General features: G+C 41.5%; 17 protein-coding genes and 1 pseudogene. 10 read left to right on the top strand and 8 right to left on the bottom strand.

Annotated elements, in window-relative coordinates; all coding sequences use genetic code 11:
* Positions 1-2: 2 nt before the first annotated feature.
* Complete coding sequence (gene cls, locus MCT08_RS09500; protein ID WP_053309934.1) at positions 3-1,457, bottom strand: cardiolipin synthase; 1,455 nt, start codon at positions 1,455-1,457, stop codon at positions 3-5.
* A gap of 338 nt (positions 1,458-1,795) precedes the next feature.
* Between cls and MCT08_RS09495 the strand changes: the two genes are divergently transcribed.
* The 3 genes from MCT08_RS09495 (at position 1,796) to MCT08_RS09485 (ending at position 4,898) form a co-directional block, all read left to right on the top strand.
* Positions 1,796-3,139, top strand: coding sequence for a sodium-dependent transporter (locus tag MCT08_RS09495; protein WP_171981337.1), 1,344 nt, complete (start codon positions 1,796-1,798; stop codon positions 3,137-3,139).
* A gap of 119 nt (positions 3,140-3,258) precedes the next feature.
* Positions 3,259-3,954 carry a TIGR01621 family pseudouridine synthase gene (locus MCT08_RS09490; protein ID WP_274676519.1) on the top strand — a complete coding sequence of 232 codons (696 nt, stop codon included), beginning with the start codon at positions 3,259-3,261 and terminating at the stop codon, positions 3,952-3,954.
* 11 nt (positions 3,955-3,965) lie between these two features.
* Complete coding sequence (locus MCT08_RS09485) at positions 3,966-4,898, top strand: class I SAM-dependent methyltransferase (protein ID WP_053310439.1); 933 nt, start codon at positions 3,966-3,968, stop codon at positions 4,896-4,898.
* A gap of 97 nt (positions 4,899-4,995) precedes the next feature.
* Here the strand turns inward: MCT08_RS09485 and MCT08_RS09480 are convergent, their stop codons facing one another.
* Positions 4,996-5,442, bottom strand: a complete 447-nt coding sequence (locus MCT08_RS09480) for an META domain-containing protein (protein WP_053309931.1) — start codon at positions 5,440-5,442, stop codon at positions 4,996-4,998.
* A 166-nt stretch (positions 5,443-5,608) separates the two neighbouring features.
* Between MCT08_RS09480 and MCT08_RS09475 the strand changes: the two genes are divergently transcribed.
* A complete protein-coding gene (locus MCT08_RS09475; protein WP_053309930.1) occupies positions 5,609-5,857 on the top strand; it encodes a DUF1289 domain-containing protein in 249 nt (82 codons plus the stop codon).
* A 4-nt stretch (positions 5,858-5,861) separates the two neighbouring features.
* Here MCT08_RS09475 and MCT08_RS09470 read toward each other — a convergent pair whose 3' ends face one another.
* Entirely contained in the window at positions 5,862-6,080 is a 219-nt protein-coding gene (locus tag MCT08_RS09470; protein WP_053309929.1) for a hypothetical protein, read from the bottom strand.
* Positions 6,081-6,398: 318 nt separating this feature from the next.
* Between MCT08_RS09470 and MCT08_RS09465 the strand changes: the two genes are divergently transcribed.
* Positions 6,399-8,315: a bifunctional metallophosphatase/5'-nucleotidase gene (locus tag MCT08_RS09465; RefSeq protein WP_274678308.1), complete on the top strand. Its 1,917-nt coding sequence runs from the start codon at positions 6,399-6,401 to the stop codon at positions 8,313-8,315.
* Positions 8,316-8,366: 51 nt separating this feature from the next.
* On the opposite strand, the gene MCT08_RS09460 is transcribed toward MCT08_RS09465, so the two are convergent.
* On the bottom strand, positions 8,367-8,987 hold the full coding sequence (locus tag MCT08_RS09460) for a LysE family translocator (RefSeq protein WP_168522370.1): 621 nt from the start codon (positions 8,985-8,987) through the stop codon (positions 8,367-8,369).
* A gap of 166 nt (positions 8,988-9,153) precedes the next feature.
* A complete protein-coding gene (locus MCT08_RS09455; RefSeq protein ID WP_053309926.1) occupies positions 9,154-10,440 on the bottom strand; it encodes a DEAD/DEAH box helicase in 1,287 nt (428 codons plus the stop codon).
* A 380-nt stretch (positions 10,441-10,820) separates the two neighbouring features.
* On the opposite strand from MCT08_RS09455, the gene MCT08_RS09450 reads away from it, so the two are divergent.
* Positions 10,821-11,177, top strand: coding sequence for a PilZ domain-containing protein (locus MCT08_RS09450; RefSeq protein WP_053309925.1), 357 nt, complete (start codon positions 10,821-10,823; stop codon positions 11,175-11,177).
* 23 nt (positions 11,178-11,200) lie between these two features.
* On the opposite strand, the gene MCT08_RS09445 is transcribed toward MCT08_RS09450, so the two are convergent.
* Positions 11,201-11,593, bottom strand: a complete 393-nt coding sequence (locus MCT08_RS09445; protein WP_274678307.1) for a ribosome recycling factor family protein — start codon at positions 11,591-11,593, stop codon at positions 11,201-11,203.
* Positions 11,594-11,965: 372 nt separating this feature from the next.
* On the opposite strand from MCT08_RS09445, the gene MCT08_RS09440 reads away from it, so the two are divergent.
* Complete coding sequence (locus MCT08_RS09440) at positions 11,966-12,226, top strand: DUF5062 family protein (protein WP_176245630.1); 261 nt, start codon at positions 11,966-11,968, stop codon at positions 12,224-12,226.
* A gap of 257 nt (positions 12,227-12,483) precedes the next feature.
* Positions 12,484-12,978, top strand: a complete 495-nt coding sequence (locus MCT08_RS09435) for a YcxB family protein (protein ID WP_274672815.1) — start codon at positions 12,484-12,486, stop codon at positions 12,976-12,978.
* Positions 12,979-13,170: 192 nt separating this feature from the next.
* Here the strand turns inward: MCT08_RS09435 and MCT08_RS09430 are convergent, their stop codons facing one another.
* Positions 13,171-13,509 (bottom strand): cytosolic protein, encoded by a 339-nt coding sequence (locus MCT08_RS09430; RefSeq protein ID WP_168522355.1) that lies wholly within the window; start codon positions 13,507-13,509, stop codon positions 13,171-13,173.
* Positions 13,510-13,869: 360 nt separating this feature from the next.
* Here MCT08_RS09430 and glgC point away from each other — a divergent pair, with 360 nt between their 5' ends.
* On the top strand, positions 13,870-15,126 hold the full coding sequence (glgC, locus tag MCT08_RS09425) for a glucose-1-phosphate adenylyltransferase (protein ID WP_168522353.1): 1,257 nt from the start codon (positions 13,870-13,872) through the stop codon (positions 15,124-15,126).
* 341 nt (positions 15,127-15,467) lie between these two features.
* Here glgC and MCT08_RS09420 read toward each other — a convergent pair whose 3' ends face one another.
* Positions 15,468-15,827 carry a hypothetical protein gene (locus MCT08_RS09420; protein WP_017072426.1) on the bottom strand — a complete coding sequence of 120 codons (360 nt, stop codon included), beginning with the start codon at positions 15,825-15,827 and terminating at the stop codon, positions 15,468-15,470.
* Positions 15,828-15,940: 113 nt separating this feature from the next.
* Here MCT08_RS09420 and MCT08_RS09415 point away from each other — a divergent pair.
* Positions 15,941-16,063, top strand: a pseudogene (locus tag MCT08_RS09415) (DJ-1/PfpI family protein); the annotation flags it as partial.
* Positions 16,064-16,219: the final 156 nt, after the last annotated feature.

Below are 16,219 nucleotides of genomic sequence, written 5' to 3'. Positions count from 1 at the left end.
ACTTATAGTAGAGGATTGAATAAATAGAACAAACGTTCAAAAAAACGATGATGAAGCGGGCGTTGTTCCCATTCGCTGTAGTCAACAGCATGAGATTGCTCAATGTAATGTTGCTGTAACCAATGCATTTCTTTAGTAAATGATTGATCATCAACGGCGAGAGTGACCTCAAAGTTTAGCCATAAGCTGCGCATATCAATATTGACGGTGCCGACTAAACAGAACTGCTCATCGATCACTACCGATTTTGTATGTAATAAGCCACCGTAAAATTCATAGATTTTCACACCAGCTTCAAGCAATTCTCCATAAAAGGCACGTGAAGCCCACTGTACCATCGTAGAGTCATTTTTATGGGGAATGATCAGTTCAACATTAATACCACGTTGCGCCGTCATTTTTAGTGTGGCCAGTAAATCCGCACTTGGCACAAAGTAAGGGGTGGTTATTCTTACTGACTTATTGGCTTGGTTAATGGCCAGTGTCAGCACTTGTAATATCAAGTTTTCAGGCATACCTGGACCTGATGGAACAACCTGAACAGGGTGCTGTGGTTGATCTGGGGTTATTTGGCATTCCGGAGTGTTGGGTAACATGCGAGTCCCCGTTTCCACTTCCCAGTCCCAGCAATGGATGGCAGACAGCACATTAACAGCAGGGCCAGTTACGCGGACCATGATATCCACCCACTGACCAACGCCAGAATTTTGCTTGAAGTAAGCTGGGTCAACGAGGTTCATCGACCCAGTGTAAGCGACTTTATCATCAATGATAATGATTTTTCGATGCTGCCTTAAATCGAGGCGGCGTAAAAAAATCCGTAAAGGGCTGACTTCTAGTGCTTGAACGACTTCAATGCCAGCATCTTTCATCATTTGGTGCCAATGGCTTCTGAAAAATCGCGGACTGCCTGCTGAATCAAGTAACAGTTTAACCTGTACACCGCGCTTGGCTGCTTGAATAAGTGCTGAAGCAACAGAATCAGCCAATCCACCTGGATGCCAGATGTAAAAAACCATTTGAATACTGATTTTTGCAGCTTCTATGTCGTCGATAATAGAATGCAAGATTTCATTGGGAGAGGTTTGAAGCGAAAGTGTGTTGCCACTTAGTGCTGGTATTCCCATTCGGTGATTACAAAGTTCGTCAATCTTGTAGATATGAGCGCCCATACCTTCTGGAGCATGAGCTTGGCAGTCGTTAAGTTGCCTAAACCAGCCTTCATAAGGCGTGAACATTTCTTTTGCTCGTTCGGCTCGTTTTCGACCTAAATTGAGCTCGCCAATCAGAAAATAGAAAATCACCCCAACAATAGGAATGATATAAATAACCATCAGCCATGCAAGCGAAACGCTTACGGCTCTACGTTTCAATACAACGCGTAATGTAACAGCGGCAACCAGCAACCAATATATCGCAATGCCAGCTAATGTAAGAATGTGATAAACCTTATCCATGCAGTCAATCTTGTCGCTAGAGTAAGTAAAGATAGTAAAGGGAAAGGAGGAAGTAAGAAAGTTTATTACTGTAAATAATATGAAAACAGTGACAGATTAATGATGTTGCCAATTTGATAACAGCAGTTTAAAAAATAATAGCTTAGCACAAAAAAGCAACGATTAAGCTGCGAAATGACGGTGAAACCCATAATTTATGCTGTTCGGGCTTCCAATTCTAATCTTAAACTGATTTACTTGCCATTATCTTGGTGCGACTCAATATTCTTATAAGTGTAACTAAAAGTTTACACTCAATTTTAGCATCGCTTGGCAAACACAATTTTGGTAAATATCTTATGGCAAGTAGTTCAAGAGGTCATTTCTCTTCGAGAATTGGTTTTATCATGGCGGCAGCTGGTTCGGCTGTTGGTTTAGGTAATGTATGGGGCTTCCCAACCAAAGCGGCTAGTAATGGCGGTGCGGCATTTTTAGTCATCTATTTGGCCATGGTGTTTTTGATCGCTTATCCAATGTTGGTCGCAGAGTTAACGATTGGTCGTCATGGTCAGTCAAACCCTATTGCTTCTTTGAAATCAATTTGGACAAAAAATAAGAAAGCGGCGGCTCTATTCGGTGCGATAGCGATGGTTGCGGCTTCAATGATTCTTAGCTTTTATTCTATTCTTGCGGGTTGGTTGATGGGCTTTGCTGCCGCGCCGATTTTAGAAATGGTAGGATTACAATCAGCCGCTGATTGGTTAGTGAATTTTAGTGGTGCTCGTAATGTTGTTCTAGCCTCGCTCTTTTCATTGCTGACGATTTATGTGGTGCAAAAAGGCGTAGCCGACGGTATTGAGAAATGGTCAACCCGTCTGATGCCTGTTCTATTTGTGCTGTTTGCTGTGATGATTGCGTATATTTTCACTCAAGATGGTTCAATGGAAGGCTTGAAAATGTACCTTGTGCCTGATGTATCACACATCAACGCGGGTCTTTTAGTGGATGCAATGGGGCAAGCTTTCTTCTCATTGTCACTCGGTGTGGGTTCGATGATGGTTTACGGTTCATACATCAAAAAAGATGTCAATTTACCGAAGACAGCAGCTCAAGTGGCTGCGATTGATACAGGTGTCGCCTTCGCTGCAGGTCTTTTGATTCTTCCTGCGATGTATGTTGCAAAAAATCATGGGGTTGAAATCTTTGATAGTGCAGGCAATCTATTGAGCTCTGGTGACCTTGTCTTTGCGGTATTGCCGGCAATGTTTGACACTATGGGCTCAGGCGGGATGATTATTGGCGTTGGCTTCTTTATCCTGATGGTTATCGCTGCATTAACCTCTTCCATTTCATTACTAGAAGTACCTGTTTCTTGTGCTCAAGACGAACTGAAAATGGATCGTAGTAAAGCAACATGGTTGATTGGTGGTGCCATTCTAATACTTAGCATCGTTATTTCACTTAATTTTGGTGCACTATTTGGCCTGATTGCCGATGTATCAACAGTCTATATGCAGCCATTGTTGGGTGTGGTGTGGGCAATTGTAGTGGGTTGGATCTGGCAGCGTAATAAAGTTCTTGAAGAGCTTAAACAAGGCAATCCAGAGATCGAACAAGGTTTATTTTGGAAGATCTGGCCTTGGTATGTACGAATTGTTTGCCCTGTGGCGATCATGGCGGTATTCCTCTACTCGATTCTTTAAGTTTAATACTTAAACAAAAGCGGTGTATTCACCGCTTTTGTTTTATCAATAAAGCTCACTCTATCCTGCCGATTATTGTTTTTTAAAGGTATAATCCCAGCCTTATCATGAGAGGCTGTATGTTCGATATTCTTTATACACATTCCGATTTTCTGATCATCAATAAATACCCAAATGTTTCTGTTCATAAAGATGATGGCGAGACTATGCTATTGCAGGAAGTTGGTAAAGTTTCCGGTGATCAACAGCTTTATCTTGTTCATCGTCTGGACAAAATGACGTCAGGTATTTTATTGCTCGCACGTACACAGCAAGCGGCGAGTATTTTGTCGCAAGCGTTTGCTGACCGAGAAGTGGAAAAATACTATCTAGCACTGGGTAGCAACAAGCCTAAGAAAAAACAGGGTTTAATCAGTGGTGATATGGAGCGTTCAAGACGTTCTGCTTGGAAACTGATGAATACTTATAATAACCCTGCTATCACACAATTTTTCTCACTGACAGCAGAACCAGGTGAGCGTCTCTTTTTATGTAAGCCATTGACTGGTAAAACTCATCAGATAAGGGTTGCATTAAAATCGATTGGTTCAGCTATTATGGGGGACCCCATTTATAATGGTAGTAATGTAGCTGACCGAGGATATTTACACGCCTTTGCTTTAAGGTTCTCGTATCTTAATCATCAGTATCAATTTATATGTGATCCACGTAATCAAGATGATATGGGTCATCAGTGGAACTCAACGATAGTTTGCCAAGGTATTGAATCTTGGTTAGCTCCTTGGAATTTAGCTTGGCCGAAAGTAAAAAAATGACAGAACACAACATGCAATGCTCAGCACTTGCCCTTTTTTTTGAACACATTGAACAGCAACTCGCACAAGGCCCAGATGAAATTCGGCGCTTATTCCATGGTCGTGGTCGTAGGTTTCCAGGTTTAGAGCAACTAACGTGCGATTGGCTCCAAGGTCAATTGGTCGTCAATCTATTTAAAGCGGTGGACGATGCTTTTTTAGTTGATCTAAAGCAAGGGCTGGTTTGCCTGACAAACAGCCCGCTATGGCAGCAAAAGCAGGGGCGCTGTATTTTACTGCAACACCGTTATGCTGAAGGTGCTCCTTCTGAGGTGTTATGGGGAGAATTAGATGCCTTTCCTGTTGTGATTGAAAATGGCTTGAAATATCAGTTAAGTATTGGCCGTAACCAAAATTTTGGCTTGTTTTTGGATATGCGCTGTGGCCGTGAATGGGTACAAGCTAATGCAAAGCATAAAAACGTTTTGAATTTATTTGCTTACACTTGTGGCTTTTCTGTTGCGGCAATGCAAGGTGGTGCTGATAGCGTAGTAAATGTCGATATGGCAAAAGCCTCGCTATCGAAAGGTCGAGAAAACCACATATTAAATGGCCATAACCTTAGCCAAGTGAAGTTTTTTGGACATGATATTTTCAAGTCATGGGGGAAAATTAAAAAATCAGGTCCTTATGATTTGATTGTGATCGATCCGCCATCATTCCAAAAAGGTAGTTTTGCATTAACCAAAGATTATCAAAAGATTTTACGTCGCCTTCCAGATCTACTTGCTCAAGGAGGTGAAGTACTAGCGTGCGTTAATTCGCCATCGGTAACGTGTGATTTTCTTATTGAAGGTATGAAGGTAGAAGCTCCTTCGCTTACTTTTCAACAGCGTTTAGAAAACCCACCTGAGTTTGAAGATATCGATCCACAAGCAAGTTTAAAAGCGCTAGTTTTCTCGTAATCAGGATGCTCTCGAGCATCATTGAAATAGAGAGCAACAGATAGAAAAATGGCAGCGATTAACGCTGCCATTTTTAAAAGGAGTACATTCGCGTAAACTAGTTTACCCAGTCACGCAGGGTAAATGTCAGCGTGTGTACATCATTCTTCAATGTTAGCCCGTCTTTGGTGACAGTGATGTCGCTCCAATCAGAAAGCGTTTGAGAGAATGCCTGCTCTGTGTCCATCACATCGCCAACACACATCATCATAGTCATGCCCATTTTTTCGATGCGGAACTGGTTGTCTTTCAACTCAGCTTGGCCAAAGAAGTTATTACACCCCGCATTACCACTTGCCATCATTTTTTCACCGATTTCAAGACGTGGTGCCTTTTGTTTATCGGCATTGGTAACTTCTTTGCCATCAATTTGGACAAGTTGCCAGTTGTGGTGCTGCAGATCTTGAGCCGTGATTTGTTTCACGTTATCACCATTACTTGCACAGGCAGTCATGAGTACAGGTAGAGAAATTGCAGCAAGTAACTTTTTTGAACTAAGCTTCATATTATACGACTCCAGAATGTTGAAAACGTGGTAAGTATATTAAATCGAACGGCGTTTTTGTCAGTATAAGGTTATTGTTTTATATTCGTTGTGTCTTGTAACCGCTAAATGACATAGAAATAAGTATATAACACTATTAGAAATACATCAGACTGCTGAGCTAAATATGGAGCAACTTGAATTTTTTAATGTACCAAGCCCCTGTATCGGTGTTTGCACTGTAGACAATAAAGGCTACTGCCACGGATGCATGAGAAAAAGAGAAGAGCGTTTTAACTGGCTTTCGATGACGCCTGCTCAGCAGTTACATGTGATAAAGCTTTGCCGACAACGTTATAAGCGGAAAATGCAACACAAAACGCAAGAAGCAAAAAGTGCAGGGCAGGCCATTAGCCCACAGCAGGATCTATTCTAAGGGGTTACTTTAATCCCCAATGATCGCTCACCCAACCACCAACTCGTTCATCAAAATGATTACCATTGAAGCGTCTATTAATGTCGGGGTGTTCTAGCTCAGGTTTACTATCGAGCAACTGTTGAATGTAGTTCGCCATAGGATCGTTAGAAAGTTGTCGTTGATGCCGCGTTGCGACTTCTTTGATTAACTGTAGCCGATAGGTTGAGCTCGCACGTTTCATTTCTATAACCTCCAGTGTTGTAATAACCAATAGAAAAAATAGATCTGTTCGCACAGGCCGTCAACTCAACCTTTGATTAAATTTTGCACAAAATTCTCACTAAAAAAGTAAGGTTATGATTTAGCTTAAAATAAATTTTTTAGGTGATTCATTTATCTTTATGGTGGCCTTGGTCACATAAAATTGGAAACCAATCATGGTGTTGCGCTGGAAGTTGATAATTAATCACAAAAATAAATGTATCAACCTGCTATTATTCATGGCGTTTTAATGTGTCTTTTTTCATAAGTAGTTTTTTCATAAGTATATGAGTAGTCTATGAAACTTAAAATTGTTACTAGTGCAATACTGGCCTCTTTAGCCATTCCTTCTTTTGCTGCCGATGGCGACATTCATAATGTTACTGTTCTTGGTACGTCAGATATCCATGGGCATTTTATGCCTTGGGATTATGCTGCTGATAAGTCGAACATGCGTGGCAGCTTGAGCCAAATTGCCACCAAAGTAAAACAGATAAGAGAACAGGATACGCATGTTATTTTAGTGGATGCTGGCGATACGATTCAGGGTAACTTCGTTGAAACATTTAAACATGAAGCGGTTGACCCGATGATGTTAGGGTTCAATGAAATGCAATACGATGTGTGGGTTTTGGGAAACCACGAATTTGACTTTGGCTTAGCTGTGCTTAACCGTTCACTTACACAGTTTGAAGGAAAGGCGTTGGCTGGAAACATTCAAAGACCCGATGGAAATCCGTTTCTTCCTGCGTATACCGTCATTGAAAAAGATAATATCAAAATAGGTGTTATCGGGATGGATACGCCAATGACGCAAGTCTTTGCGGAAGGAACAAATCGGTTGGAAGGAATGACTTTTACCAACCCAACGTTAGAAGTTAAAAAAATTGTCCAACGGATCAAAAATAACGTTGATGCTATTGTGTTAGTCGCACATATGGGCCTAGACAACGAAAATGACATTCAAGATACTGGTGTGTCAGACATTGCCAATGCAAACCCAGAAATTGATGCTATCGTCGCTGGCCATATGCATACTAAAATTGATAAAGCGGTAGTCAATGGTGTGATTATAACTGAGCCAGATAAATACGGACGTGCTTTATCTCGTATTGACTTTCAGTTTGAAGAGCGTGGAGGGAAATATACCCTTATCAACAAAGACAGTTTCACTTATTCCATTAGCGGCGTTGATTCAGACACTAAAATGGAGCAGCTTTACGCGCCATACCATGACCGTTTACGACAAAACGCCAATCGTGAAATTGCTCAGCTTAACGGAATCGACCTAGTGCCAGAGAATGAAATTCGTGGTATCCCTCAAGTGCATATTCAAGACACGGGGATTAGTGCGTTATTTCAAGAGGCCAGTTTTTTCTATGCCCCTAAAGCTAATGTGATTGCTCTGCAAATAGACAACGATAATGCAGAACTTGATGTCGGTCCGATCAAAGCTAAAGATATTGCGTATAACTATCAATATGCTGGTGGTGAAATCACAGTTTATCAGATGACAGGTAAGGAACTTAAAGCTTATATGGAGTGGTCTGCTGGCTATTTTAATTCTGTGCAGGACGGCGACGTAACTTACAGTTTTAATCCTAAAAGACGTGCTTCTAAGTACTCAACTAATGATTTTTTTGCTGGGGTGACTTATACCATTGATTTAAGTCAGCCAGAAGGCCAGCGTATCAAGGACTTAAGTTTTGCGGATGGTCAACGGATTCAAGATGATAGTGAAGTTCGTCTCGGGATGAACAGCTATCGAATGGGGCATTTAACTCAGAAAGGTGGCAGTCTTGAAGGTAGAACGTTCCCTGTGATTTTTGATACAGAAGCTGAGTATGGTGAAGATGAAGGCACCATAAGAAACTTAGCCATTCGTTATTTAACCGAAGAGAAAAAAGGCCAATATGAAGGCAAGCTAATGCAACGTTGGAAATTAGTGGGCCTGCATGGTTATGACGCAGAGAGAGAAGTCGTAAAAAACCTGATTAACAGTGGTCAAATTGATGTACCGAGTAGTGATGATGGTCGTTACAGTAATATTGCGTCGATTAATGTCAAAGCATTGAAGTTTGATAGTAAAGAGATGACGAAAGAGGCATTAGATACTCGCATCAAACTGATTGAGAAAGCTTCGTCTGTCGAGAAAATCAATCTCAATCGAGAGATAGTATTGATCAAGGCATTGAATGACAACTTTCTAAACTGATTGAAATACTTAAGCTCTGACATGTTTGTCAGAGCTTTTTATCTTAAGCGTTCAACTCACTAACAACCAAATCCCAACGCCAATCATTAATGTCCCAGAGACGCGATTCAGTAAGCGTACGTTTTCAGAATGTCCCAGAACACGTTTTAAACTTCGACCACCCGTCGCGTAAAGGGTCATGCAGATAAATTCTGAAAGTAAAATAATGGAAACCAGCAAAAGTAGCTGTGGAGTGAGTGGGGCATCGCTATCAATAAAAGGTGGCAGTAGCGATATCATAAACGCCCAGCCTTTAGGGTTTGCAATCGCGGTTACAAACCCTTGCACGATGAGATCCCAGTCTTTGCCCACCTTCGTGGGTTGCTGTTCATTGCTGAGTGCAAGCTTTCCCTTTGAACGCCACATTTGAACGCCGAGATAACCGAGGTAGAGTGCGCCAACCGTTTTGAATAACGTGAACAGCCATGGAAAGCTTAGCATGATAGAAGCGATTCCTAGTACTGCTGCGACCGAAACCACGGCAACACCAACCAGTTCTCCAATCATCATCCATAATGTTCGTCGGTAGCCAATACTCATCCCCAAAGTGAGGGCTAAGGTCATGCACATGCCGGGTGTGATGGAAACAAAAAAGAACGTAGGAATAAATGCTAAGAGTAACGTACTGTTCATCAAAAAATCCGTTTGGAAAACTAAAGCGTTAGCATACACCATTAAAAATAGTTATCACTATGGGACATAGCGTTTGACGGTGTGCGGTGAGTTAATATTGAATACCGATACAACAAAAAAGCTGCGCAATGCGCAGCTCTCGTATGATTGTTCGAACGCAATTTATTTACTTACGACGACTTTTTAAGCGGTTCATCATTGATAAACGACGCTCGGCAGAGGCTTGGTCGGGTTTGTCTTCGTTAGGATTATTGCGGCGACCTTGGCGATTTTTAAATGCATCTTTAGTATTGAGTTTTTCAATATACGCATCACGCTTTTTCGGTTCGTAACCTGGCTGCTCTACTCGGCGAATACGCTGCTGAATCAAGCTTTCTACTTGAACAACAGTTAATTCTTCTTCACGGCTAACAAAAGAAACGGCATGTCCTTGTTTTCCTGCACGGCCGGTACGTCCAATGCGGTGCACATAATCTTCAGCAAGGAAAGGCATATCATAGTTAATAACATGTGGAAGGTCTTCGATATCTAAACCACGTGCAGCTACATCGGTGGCAACCATCACCCGTGCTTTACCTTCTTTGAATTCATCTAATGCGCGGCGACGAGCACTTTGTGCTTTATCACCATGGCATAGTACGGCTTTAATGCCATCGAGTTTCAGCTCTTTAACCACTTCATTAGCTGTTTCTTTGTAGTTCACAAACACCAGCACTTGTCGCCAGTTTTTACGGCCAATTAGTTCAGAAAGAAGCTCGGTTTTACGTTCTTGATCAACCGGATAAACGACGTGGGCCACAGTGCTCGCAGTTGTGTTTGCACGATCAACACTAATGCGTTTCGGTTTGCGTAAAATATCGCCAGCAAGCTGGTTTAACTGTGTTGAGGTGGTAGCGGAAAACATCATAATTTGAGGCGATGTTTCAACTTCCAACATAATTTTACGAACAGGAGTAATGAAACCCATATCCAAAATACGGTCTGCTTCATCAAACACAAGAAATTCAAGTTGAGAGAGAGAAACATTGCCTTCACTAAGGTGTTCTTCTAAACGTCCTGGTGTTGCCACTAAAATATCGACACCTAAATCAAGTTGACGAACTTGTGATGACATCTTATTACCGCCATAAACCGCTGCAACGCTTAACGACGTGTATTTCACGTAGTCTTTAATGTTTTGGGCGATTTGTGCCACTAACTCACGAGTCGGAGCTAAAATAAGTGCACGTGCAGTGCAGCGGGATGGGGATTTACCGCTGTCTAATAGGTGTTGAATAACAGGGAGTGAAAACGCGGCTGTTTTACCCGTACCAGTTTGCGCAGTGGCAAAAATATCATGCCCTTTACGAGCCATTGGAATGGCTTGTTCTTGAATTGGTGTGAGTTTTTCATATCCACAATCAGCAAGAGCTTTAACAAGTTCAGGTGCAAAACCTTGAGATGAAAATGACATTTTACGAGTTCCTTAAGCAGACAGCCTACATTTCTTCATTTTAGCCGCGCACTATATAGGATTTAGAGTGATTTATCTCTCGTTTCTCAGTTTTAGGGATAAATAATCTCTATTATTGTGTTGTGCACGTCGCTGAACGACAGGATTTAGCTTCATGTTTTTACTTTGCAGGTCGATAATAAGTGATAAACTGTTGGTTTGCCAAATCGCCATGGTTATATACCCTTCCTACTTGAAGTTGCAGCGGTGTTGGCTACGTTCCCTCACCCCAATCACATAGTTTATCTATGCTCATGGGGATTCACTTACTTGCCGCCTACCTGTAACTTCAAGTGGTTTGGTTATAGAGTGGCAAGCTGAAATAAGAACTGGGTTAGATTATGGACGATAAAGATTTTATACAAAAACGGCAGTATTACCGTTTAAAGTATCCTAAACGAGCTAGACCTGTCGTCAAAATTGATGATGAGCTTTTTCATGTCAGCGAAATATCAGAACAAGGTATCCGTATTGAAATGCCACGGGCTACGGCCTTATATCAGGGGCTGTCAATGTCTGGAACGGTTCATATGCGCAGTGATAGTTCGATTAAAATATCTGGAAAGGTCTTACGTTTTCAACAAAATGAAGTCGTGGTTCAATTAACTAACGGGCCGGGTTTCAAGCATATGGTGGAAGAGCAGCGTTATATCCGCCAGAAGTATCCTACCTATTTTTCTTCTTTGCGCTCAGCGTAGGTCGTAATATTAAGCCGAAATAGTTAGAAATTTTCCGTAGCAAAGCGGGCTGTTCGAGCTTCAGTGACTGAACAATTGGTCAATGCCATGAGCTCGGATAGCGTAATGTTCGGATTTTCTAGTATGAGCCTTGTGAGTTTATCTTCACGTGGCTCCAGCTTCTCTTCCAGTGTCCTGATCTTATCGTTCACTTTAGTGATTAAAAACAGCATCGCTTGTTGATCCATCTCGCTTAGCTTTGTCACTACACACTTTAGTTGGCTTATTTCACCACTGATTTGCCAGTTTCTGGAGCGTCTTACTCTTTTCAATTCACATCCGTATTCGAAAGCCACTTGTTTTGCTCTCTTAGCGTTATCGCCACCAATCCGATGAATTAATGAGGGAAGTGGTATGGTTAGGTTTGTACTTTCCATGTTTTATTTCTTCATTGGCAATAACTTGTGGCGAGTAGCTCTACGACAAAAGGGATTGTAACTGAAATCTCTACATTGACGAGTTTATCTCGCTTACGCCAAGTTTTGCACTTACTAGAGAATCGACTAAGCCAGTGCCTATTTGGCTCAAATTTTTCACCCCTAGCTTGTGACCACTTTCTCGTGGTTGGCGTATTTTTTGCGCTAACACTTAGTTGACTATTCAATTTTCGCTCCTATGGCATTGTTTCGTTTGCTTTTTAAGCACTTACTGAATGTTGTAGCCTAAACTTATCAATATGAGAGTTTAGTAACACGCCATTGGAAACACTTAAGGTATTCTTAGTTGAAACTAAGAAGAGGCTTCTATCAATGTCACAAAAATCCATGCTTAAGAATGAAGATAAACTGGTCAAGAAGGCACTTGAGATCGGTGGGAAGATGGCAACGCTGCAAGGTTTTAACCTCCCTCAGTCGCCACAACCAGTAAAAGTAAAAGCGATTTACCTATTTTTGGTCGATGCCAAACAAATCACGCCATTACCTGACAGCAAGCTCGACGGCGCAAACATTAAACACAGACTGGCACTTTGGATGCGTAATGCATTGCCAGACAACGACCCTCTGAAATAAAGCTATGTTGTCTGAAACCGGTGCTTAATAGAAATAAATAAACCATACACTCATCAAGTATCGTGCCTACCAAGGGTTATTATTGAGTTGTCTGTGATCGCATTACAGAGCGCCTAGCATCTTTCGGTATTATTGATTTACAAAACAGAATCAAAATTGCTAAAGATAAGGCCCGAGACGCGATACAATGCTTGTGTTCCAAGATCGCAACATGGAATACTCATTCACAGATACCTTAAAGTAACCATACATGTCACATGTCTAAAGATTTCGATTTCACCACAGAATATACGCTCGACAAGCCTTTCTTTGCCGAGTGTTATGATCAAACTAGTCTGCCTGCTAAGTTCCCAAAAGCATATCTGAAAGGGATACTCTTTCTTATTTTTGGCACTGTTCTATTAGAGTTTGAGTTGTTACCTAATGGTTATGTCGGTTGGTTTTTTATCGTATTGAGTGTTATTGAAGCGTTCAGTATTTACTGTAAGCGAACTTGGTGGTTATGGCGACAAACCATTAGCTCCAGTCGTGGCAACAAAGTGGTGTTTCAAGTTAACGCGAACGGTGTGAATTACAAAAGCGGTAAAATCGACCGCTACATTGCTTGGAGTGAAATCGACCAACTTGAACAAACCGATTTAGGATTCATACTTCATCTAGGTAAGCAACGCCAATATGTCAGCAAATCTTGTTTACAAGAAGAAGTGATCGTATTCATGCTGGAGCAGCACGCCGCCTCAAAAGCGAATTGACGTTCTTGTGGCTAGTTATATGTCAGCTAATTCTTTGCTAGGGAAACTGCTTGTCAGTTAACCTTAGCATTTCTTTTCCTATTGAAGATAGGATCTGGCTCCATTCAATTCGCCCCTCAGTTAATAAACGAAAAGCTTGCGGATGAACGGATAAGGATGCCAATTCTCCGATTTCAAATGACTAAATAAATTTCAGTTCATTCGGGTAATAAAGGTTTGCTCGTCATCCACAAAAGCCACAAAACCACCGTGATAGATAAACACCCGACCATGTCCCTCAACTAGGCAGGCAAGCTGTGGGTTTAAATCTTCTTCGTTATCTTGGCTTTGAAATGTTCCGGTATCAGTGATCACGCCCCTGAGTGTTGGCAAATATCCATAAGTGCGCTTGGCTTGATCAATCGGGTTCAATTCACTGGCGGCAGAGAAGTAAGAGGGGATCGCACCGGCTTCTTTGATAAACATGGTTTTCAGTTCTTCAAAAGCTGTAATCACCAGCCAGTCGATGCCATTAACATGATGGATAAACATAGAGTTTCTCGGTAATTCTGATGCAGAGATTTTATCACTACCAGGGGAGGACGTAGTAGAGGTTTAGTTGCTAAAGGTGGTAATTCAGTGCCATTTCCGTACATTCACTAGGCCAACTTGAAATGCGTCTTTGTCCTAAAGCTTTCTAGCACAAGAATCATGACTCATTTCTTTTGTCATAAATTGGCCTGTTTTTGGTAATGCTAAAAGTGGCTACGATACTGGTGGCTATTCAAGTAATAATGCCTAACTTCAGTCACAGTTTATTCAACAATTACCCTATATAGTAACTTGCATATAATCAATACATTGCTCCGATTATAACTACAAGTATATATAAATCGCCCCATGGAGGTCTCTATGCCCCAGAATTATGATAGACATATCAGTAATTTGACCAAAGACACTTACGCTTTGATATTGGCTGGTGGTCGAGGTAGTCGTTTATTTGAACTCACCGATTTTCGAGCAAAACCTGCTGTATATTTTGGTGGTAAGTTTCGTATTATCGATTTTCCACTATCAAACTGTTTCAATTCAGGTATTCATCGCGTAGGTATCGCTACACAATACAAGTCGCACTCGTTGATCCGTCACATTAGCCGCGGTTGGGGAAGCTTTAGGGCTCAACAATTTGTTGAAATTTTACCTGCTTCACAACGAACGGGCGATGACTGGTATGCTGGTACAGCGGATGCGGTCTATCAAAATATTGATATAATTCGTTCACATAGACCCAAGTACATTCTAATTCTGTCTGGTGACCATGTATATCGTATGGACTACGGCACTCTACTAGCGGAGCATGTGGCAAATAACGCAGATATGACAGTCTGTTGCCTAGAAGTTGATACTGAAGAAGCAGCAGGTAGCTTTGGTGTTCTGACCGTAGATTCCAAAAACAAAATTGTCGCTTTTGATGAGAAACCAGCTCAACCTAATGAAATTCCGAATAAACCGAATAAGTGTTTGGCTTCAATGGGCAATTATTTATTCAATGTTGATTTTCTTTTTAACCAGTTATTAAAAGATGTGGATGTCCAAGGATCCACCCGCGATTTTGGCCACGATATCATTCCTTCAATCATTAATGAGAGTAATGTTTTTGCGTACTCTTTCAAAGATCCAGACAGTGAAAATCAGCCCTACTGGCGTGACGTGGGTACACTTGACTCATTTTGGGAAGCCAATATGGAACTTGTTACACCTAAACCACAACTTGACCTTTATGATAAAGACTGGCCGATTTGGACATATCAAGAACAGCTTCCACCTGCTAAATTCATTTTTGATAACGATGAACGCCGTGGTATGGCCGTAGATTCAACGGTTTCTGGAGGGTGCATTATTTCTGGTTCAACTATTAGAAAATCATTGTTGTATTCAAGTGTCCATGCCCACTCATACAGTCTTATTGAAGAGTCAGTACTGTTGCCTGGCAGTCAAGTTGGTGAACACGCTAAACTGAAGCGAGTTATCCTTGATAGTTATTGTTGTATCCCGGCCGGTTTGAGCATTGGTTATGATAAGGAACAGGATGAAGCCAATGGTTTTCGTGTTACAAAAAAAGGAATCACCCTAGTAACTAAAACTATGCTGGAAAATCTTGCTAAATAAACGTACTGAATAATTTTTTTCGAAATACGAGTCAAAGGCATCGCATGGCGAGAAATATGGCACACGAGCACAATTAGTCTGATACCCCAATTATGGTCTTATCTTCACCACTCGGAGATAAGATCACGTTCCACCTAAATACATACCCCCGCGGCTAACAATTTTTTCATCCACAAAAATCGAGAAATTGGTGTGTTAAAAAGCGAACCTTATGATGAACGTTAGACGGACAGCGCTAACGCAGTTATGCCCCAAAGTTGTTTAGAGTAAACCCTCATTCACATTCTGTTCACAGTGATTTACCCTACCAAAAGCTATTCGAATGTTTGTCATGTTTAGTATTACTGTGTGTCGAGAATGGAGAGTGGGATTTGCTTGTCCACGTGATTCACCGGTGACCAATCAACGATAATGATAGGGTGCTTTACATTTTTGAGTAGGAAGTCGGTTATGTATGCATAGATACCGGTACGCTCACGATGTAGATGTGGGTTGCCTAGAAGGCGACAGACCCTTTTAATACAGTGCTTTACTTTAGTTTTGGTATTTTTCATCCCTCGACCAAGCCCGGTCAAGGTTAATGTATCTCTCTCGTTAAGTGCGTTGATACAGTCAAGAACGGCTGTGATACGCCTCTTATCATTGATAGCGGAGAACGCTGACATTAAGAAAAAAGTATTCAGGATGGTGGATAGGTTCATGGGGCCCGTCGGATCATATCTTTTCAGTTGATGCTATGATCGCCGACCAAAATGAATCTGCCTACTTTTTCATGCCATCTATATGATTTTTCTATGCTAGTTGTGGGGAGCCTTCAGCCTCTGGTGGCATATCAGCGGGCATCGACATGAGCTTACATCTCGTATCAAAACATTATGGGAACCCGTTTGCTGAAACGGTGGCAAGGCAAATGGAGTACAACTGGCAAGCATGCTGATAGCATGGGGGATGCCAGTAATTCTCAGACTGGCAGTTCACGCTTGTTTCTTTAAACCACAAAAACGGTGTTTTTCAAGCGAGTTGTTTTAACATGAGTTTTTAATTATTGAGCCGACAACGATAGCTTTGAATAAGTCGTTGTCGGCTCTGATCA

The organism is Vibrio aestuarianus (genome assembly GCF_028858425.1).
GTDB classification, from domain to species: Bacteria; Pseudomonadota; Gammaproteobacteria; order Enterobacterales; family Vibrionaceae; genus Vibrio; species Vibrio aestuarianus.
The sequence above is the reverse complement of the archived record's forward strand: the minus strand, read 5'-3'. Positions and strand labels throughout refer to the sequence as shown.

Excerpts from the sequence above, each read along its gene's own strand:
- MCT08_RS09475 (WP_053309930.1), top strand. The coding sequence starts at position 5,609 with ATGGAGCAACTTGAATTTTTTAATGTACCAAGCCCCTGTATCGGTGTT.
- MCT08_RS09470 (WP_053309929.1), bottom strand. The coding sequence starts at position 6,080 with ATGAAACGTGCGAGCTCAACCTATCGGCTACAGTTAATCAAAGAAGTC.
- MCT08_RS09440 (WP_176245630.1), top strand. The coding sequence starts at position 11,966 with ATGTCACAAAAATCCATGCTTAAGAATGAAGATAAACTGGTCAAGAAG.
- MCT08_RS09445 (WP_274678307.1), bottom strand. The coding sequence starts at position 11,593 with ATGGAAAGTACAAACCTAACCATACCACTTCCCTCATTAATTCATCGG.
- MCT08_RS09450 (WP_053309925.1), top strand. The coding sequence starts at position 10,821 with ATGGACGATAAAGATTTTATACAAAAACGGCAGTATTACCGTTTAAAG.
- MCT08_RS09435 (WP_274672815.1), top strand. The coding sequence starts at position 12,484 with ATGTCTAAAGATTTCGATTTCACCACAGAATATACGCTCGACAAGCCT.
- MCT08_RS09485 (WP_053310439.1), top strand. The coding sequence starts at position 3,966 with ATGCAATGCTCAGCACTTGCCCTTTTTTTTGAACACATTGAACAGCAA.
- MCT08_RS09455 (WP_053309926.1), bottom strand. The coding sequence starts at position 10,440 with ATGTCATTTTCATCTCAAGGTTTTGCACCTGAACTTGTTAAAGCTCTT.
- MCT08_RS09430 (WP_168522355.1), bottom strand. The coding sequence starts at position 13,509 with ATGTTTATCCATCATGTTAATGGCATCGACTGGCTGGTGATTACAGCT.
- cls (WP_053309934.1), bottom strand. The coding sequence starts at position 1,457 with ATGGATAAGGTTTATCACATTCTTACATTAGCTGGCATTGCGATATAT.
- MCT08_RS09480 (WP_053309931.1), bottom strand. The coding sequence starts at position 5,442 with ATGAAGCTTAGTTCAAAAAAGTTACTTGCTGCAATTTCTCTACCTGTA.
- MCT08_RS09490 (WP_274676519.1), top strand. The coding sequence starts at position 3,259 with ATGTTCGATATTCTTTATACACATTCCGATTTTCTGATCATCAATAAA.
- MCT08_RS09465 (WP_274678308.1), top strand. The coding sequence starts at position 6,399 with ATGAAACTTAAAATTGTTACTAGTGCAATACTGGCCTCTTTAGCCATT.
- MCT08_RS09460 (WP_168522370.1), bottom strand. The coding sequence starts at position 8,987 with ATGAACAGTACGTTACTCTTAGCATTTATTCCTACGTTCTTTTTTGTT.
- MCT08_RS09495 (WP_171981337.1), top strand. The coding sequence starts at position 1,796 with ATGGCAAGTAGTTCAAGAGGTCATTTCTCTTCGAGAATTGGTTTTATC.
- MCT08_RS09420 (WP_017072426.1), bottom strand. The coding sequence starts at position 15,827 with ATGAACCTATCCACCATCCTGAATACTTTTTTCTTAATGTCAGCGTTC.
- glgC (WP_168522353.1), top strand. The coding sequence starts at position 13,870 with ATGCCCCAGAATTATGATAGACATATCAGTAATTTGACCAAAGACACT.